Origin of the sequence: Corallococcus praedator, from assembly GCF_003612125.1 — a bacterium.
GTDB lineage: Bacteria > Myxococcota > Myxococcia > Myxococcales > Myxococcaceae > Corallococcus > Corallococcus praedator.
The window spans coordinates 1-4,935 of the sequence record NZ_RAWI01000550.1; the positions used below are offsets into that span (position 1 = coordinate 1).

The window sequence follows — 4,935 nt, forward strand, 5'->3', positions numbered from 1 at the left end:
CGCCCACGCCCGTCCCGGACGACACCACCATCCCGAGCGAGGACCCCACCACCACGCCTCCGGTGGCGGAAGTCCCGGTGACGACCACCCCCGACGCGCCCGTCGTCACGCTGCCCAACATCGGCGGGCAGGCGCCCACCGGCACCACCACGCCCATCTCCAACAACCCCAATGGCCTGCCCGGGGACTCGTCCCTCGGTGAGCCCGTGGCGGGCGGCTGCAGCGCGTCCGGCACCTCCGGCACCCTGCCCTTCGCCGCCGCCCTGCTGATGCTGGGCGCCGCCATGCTGCGCCGCCGGGCCCCCGCCCGCGTGCGGAGCAACGCGTCGAAGCGCTGACTTTCCCCTGAGACCGAAGCAAGTCCCTGGCCCGGTGCGCTCTCATGGCGCGCCGGGCCATTCTCATTGCGGGCACTTTCTTCGATGACACAAATATGTCAGAGATTTTTACTAATCCTTGAATTGATTGACCTCCAGGGCTCAATCGGGTTTGCCTTCACGCCTCCCCGCAGCACGAAAGGCAGGACCCGATGAAGCGGAGCTTCGGTCTGTTCTCCACCGCGACGGCGCTGTTCGCAGGCGCGACCCTGGGTGTCATCCCGTCCGTGGCGCTGGCGGCTTCATCGCAGCAGGACGCGGCCATCGCGCAGGACGTGTCGCCGGAGCTGCTCTCCGCGATGCAGCGGGACCTGGGCCTCACGGCGGACGGCGCGCGCCGTCGGCTGGCGGCGGAAGCGGCGGCGGTGCGGGTGGAGGGCTCGCTGCGCGCGGAGCTGGGTGAGCGCTTTGGCGGCGCGTGGATGAACGCGGACGGCAGCCAGCTGGTGGTGGGCGTCACCACGGACGCGGACGCGGCCCTGGTGCGGCGCGCGGGCGCGGTTGCCCAGAAGGTCAAGCACACGCAGGCGGCGCTGGAGCAGGTGAAGGCGGAGCTGGACCGCAACGGCGCTTCCGCGGGCCGCACCGTGCATGCGTGGTACGTGGACGTCGCCACCAACAGCGTGGTGGTGCTGGCGCAGGACTCCGCGCTGACGGGCGGCACGGACTTCCTGGCGAAGGCGGGCGTGAAGAGCGACGCGGTGCGCGTGGTGCCTTCGCGCGAGGAGTTCAAGCCGCTGTACGACCTGCGCGGCGGTGACGCGTACTACCCGGGCAACGCGCGCTGCTCCATCGGCTTCCCGGTGGCGGGCGGCTTCGTCACGGCGGGCCACTGCGGCGGCCCGGGCACGGGGACCAGCGGCTTCAACGGCGTGGGCCAGGGCACGGTGGTGTCGGCCAACTGGCCCGGCAACGACTTCGCCTGGGTGCGCACCAACGGCTCCTGGGGTTCGCAGCCGTGGGTGAACAACTACGCGGGCGGCAACGTGCTGGTGTACGGGTCGCAGGAGGCGGGCATCAACGCGTCCATCTGTCGCTCGGGCTCCACCACCGGCTGGCGCTGTGGCGTCATCCAGGCGAAGAACGCCACCGTCAGCTACTCGGCGGGGCTCGTGTACGGCCTCACCCAGACGAACGCGTGCGCGGAGGGCGGTGACTCCGGTGGCTCGTGGCTGTCCGGCAACCAGGCGCAGGGCGTGACGTCCGGCGGCTCCGGCAACTGCTCCACGGGCGGCACCACGTTCTTCCAGCCGCTCAACCCCATCCTGGGCGCGTACGGCCTGTCGCTCACCACCACGGGCAGCGGCGGCTCGGGCGGCCCCATCATCGGCCTGGCGAACAAGTGCATCGACGTGCCGAACTCCAACACGAACGACGGCACCCGCCTGCAGTTGTGGGACTGCAACGGCACCAACGCGCAGAAGTGGACCTTCATGGCGGACGGCACCGTGCGCGCCTTCGGCAAGTGCATGGACGTGGCCTGGGGCTCGCGCGACAACGGCGCGGCCATCCAGCTGGTGACCTGCTCCGGCAACCCGGCGCAGCAGTTCATCCTCTCCGGCGCCGGTGACCTGGTGAACCCCCAGGCCAACAAGTGCGTGGACGTGACGAGCGGCAACTCCGCCAGCGGCACGCCGCTGCAGCTCTGGGAGTGCAACGGCTCCAGCGCGCAGAAGTGGCGCCGGTAGTCGTCCCCCGCATCCCCTGACGCAGAAACGCGCGGACCCGGAAGCACCCGGGCCCGCGCGTTGTCATTTCAAGGCGTCCGACGATGCCGTCAGTGCGCGCCTTCCACCTTCACCGTGGGGTCCGGCTTCTGGAGCATGCCGACCAGGATGAGGGCGCAGGCGAAGATGACGGCGAGGATGAGGAAGTTCGCGTTGAAGGCCCGCACCAGCGCCTGCGCGTTGACGCGCTGCCCGAGCAGTCCCATCGCCGCGCCCGTGGGGTCCAACACGCCCCTCGCGGCCATGGCGCCCTTCAACTGGGCGAACTGCTCCTGGGCCACCTGACCGTACGTGTCCACGTGCGACGTGATGGCGGTGAAGTTGGCCTTGGTGGTGCGGCTGAGCGCGCTGCTCATCCACGCGGTGCCAATGGAGCCGCCCAGCTCACGCGTCAGGTTGAAGAGGCCCGCCGCGTTGCCACGCTGCTCCGGACGCAGGTTGCTGAGCGCCATCACCGACAGCGGCACGAAGATGAAGCCCATGGAACAGGCGCGGATGAACACCGGCGTGATGAGCGTGATTTCGTCCACCCGCGTGGTGAGGTGGCCGTTGGTCCACAGGGACACGCTCATGCCGATGACGCCCAGGGCCACCAGGAAGCGGCCGTCCACCTTCCCTCCGAACTTGCCGATGAGCGGCATCAGGAGGATCTGGATGGCGCTGCCCTTGAGGAAGATGAGGCCGATGTCCAACGCCTCGTAGCGCATCACCGAACCGCAGAAGAGGCTGAACAGGAACGAGCCGGAGAACAGCGCGGTGCCCACGAGGAAGTTCACCCCCGTGGCCGCGGTGTACGAGCGGTTGGCGAACACCCTCAGGTCCACCACCGGACTGGGTGTCTCCAGCTCGTGGATGACGAAGGTGACGAGCGCGATGCCCGCGATGACGGCCAGCAGCGTGATGAGCTTGCTGTCGAACCAGTCCTCGCGGTTGCCCTCCTCCAGCACGTACTGGAGACAGGCCATGCCCACCGCCAGGAGCGCGATGCCATTCTTGTCCACCTTCTCCGTGGAGCGCTCGAAGTGGGGCTGGTCGATGGAGCGCCACGCCATGTACGCGGCGAAGAGGCCCACCGGCACGTTGATGAGGAAGATCCAGTGCCAGCTCGCCGCGTTGATGAGGAGCCCGCCCACGGTGGGCCCCAACAGCGGCCCCGTCACGGCGCCCAGGCCGAAGAGCGCGCCCGCCATGCCGTGCTCCTCGCGCGGGTAGCGGGCGAAGAGGATGGCCTGCGAGGTGGGGATGATGGCGCCGCCGCCCATGCCCTGGAGGATGCGGAAGGCGACGAGCGACGGGAGGTTCCACGACAGGCCGCACAACACGCTGGCCAGGGTGAAGAGCAGGATGGAGAAGGTGAAGTACTTGCGGTAGCCGAACCGGCGCTGGAGCCAGCCCGTCATCGGGATGACCACCACGTTGGCCATCATGTAGCCGGTGGACACCCAGGCGATCTGATCCAACGGCGTGCCGAAGCTCGCGCGGATGTCGCTCAGCGCCACGTTGACGATGGAGATGTCCAGCACGGACATCAGCGCCGCGGCCATGGCCGCGATGGTGATGCCCGCCTTGGAGCCTTGGATGACGTCGCGACGCGCGTCCACCGGCTACTCCGCCTTCCGGACGTCCACCGCCGCCGTCTTCCGCGGCGCGGGCTCCGAGCCGGTGTCCACCGTCACGTAGGCGCTCATGCCCGGCTTGATGGGCAGCGACTTCAAATCTCCGTCGAAGCGGATGAGCACCGGGATGCGCTGCACCACCTTCACGAAGTTGCCGGACGCGTTGTCGGGAGGCAGCAGGGCGAACCTCGCGCCGCTGGCGCCCGCGAGGCTGTCCACGTGGCCGTGGAAGGAGTGGCTGCCGAAGGCGTCCACCTCCACGTCCACCGCCTGGCCCGGGCGCATCTCACCGACCTGGTCCTCCTTGAAGTTGGCCACCACCCAGAGGTCGTTCTGCGGCACCACGGCCATCAGCGGACGCTCCGGGCCCACCATCTGCCCCACCTCCACCGTGCGGCGGCTCACCACGCCGTCCACCGGGGCGCGCACCTGGGCGTAGGACACGTTCAGCTCCGCCAGCGTCAGCGCGGCGCGCGTCTGCTTGAGGCGGGCCTCCGCGAGCTTCAGCGCGGCGTTCGCGGACTGCACCTGCACGGGGCCCGTCTCCGCGGCGTTGAGCTTGCCCTGCGCGGCCTCCAGGCCACCGGACGAGCTGGTGATGCCGGCCTCCGTGGAGACCAGCCGCGCGCGCGACTGGTCCAGGGCCGCCTTGGCCTGGTCGTACGCGGCCTGACGCGTGTCCAGGTCGGACTGCGACAGCGCGCCCTGCTCCCGCAGCTGCTTCACGCGGCCCAGGTCCGTCTCCGCCAGCTTGAAGCGCGCTTCGGACGCGGCCACGTCCGCGCGGGACTGGTCGAGCGCCGCCTTGGAGGAGCTGATGCCGCTGGACGCCTGGGTGACGCCCGCGCGGGCCTGCCGCAGGTTGGCGCCCGCGTTGGCCTCGGTGAGGGTGAGCTGGGCCTGGGCGTTGGTGAGCTGGGCCTCCGCGCTCATCACGTCCGCGCGGGCCACCTCCAGCCGGGCGTCCAGGTCCGCGTGGTCCAGCTCCACCACCACGTCGCCGGCCTTCACCTGCTGGTTGTCGCTCACCAGCACGCGGGCCACCTGCCCCGACACGCGCGGCGACACGTTGGCGATGCGGCCTTCCACCTGGGCGTCGTCGGTGGACTCATGGCCGCGGGTGATGAGGAAGCGCGCGCCACCGCCCAGCACCGCCACGCCCACGAGGAGGGGCAGCACCTGCTTGGCGCGGGAGCGCTTCGCGGGCGTCGGGGC

The 4,935-nt window shown here is 70.2% G+C and carries 4 protein-coding genes; 2 read left to right on the forward strand and 2 right to left on the reverse strand.

The genetic code is table 11. From position 1 onward, the window contains the following. Both D7Y13_RS38470 and D7Y13_RS38475 read left to right on the forward strand, forming a co-directional pair. Positions 1-338, forward strand: a 338-nt coding sequence (locus D7Y13_RS38470) for an MYXO-CTERM sorting domain-containing protein (protein WP_244222432.1), incomplete at its 5' end; no start/stop codon positions are given. Between the two features lie 191 nt (positions 339-529). After that, complete coding sequence (locus tag D7Y13_RS38475; protein WP_120585920.1) at positions 530-2,065, forward strand: ricin-type beta-trefoil lectin domain protein; 1,536 nt, start codon at positions 530-532, stop codon at positions 2,063-2,065. 89 nt (positions 2,066-2,154) lie between these two features. On the opposite strand, the gene D7Y13_RS38480 is transcribed toward D7Y13_RS38475, so the two are convergent. Both D7Y13_RS38480 and D7Y13_RS38485 read right to left on the reverse strand, forming a co-directional pair. Further along, on the reverse strand, positions 2,155-3,705 hold the full coding sequence (locus D7Y13_RS38480) for a DHA2 family efflux MFS transporter permease subunit (protein ID WP_233595991.1): 1,551 nt from the start codon (positions 3,703-3,705) through the stop codon (positions 2,155-2,157). Between the two features lie 3 nt (positions 3,706-3,708). After that, the coding region (locus D7Y13_RS38485) for an HlyD family secretion protein (protein ID WP_147452598.1) at positions 3,709-4,935 on the reverse strand (1,227 nt) is incomplete at its 5' end.

Coding starts and splice junctions, on each gene's coding strand:
- D7Y13_RS38475 (WP_120585920.1), top strand. CDS start 530: ATGAAGCGGAGCTTCGGTCTGTTCTCCACCGCGACGGCGCTGTTCGCA.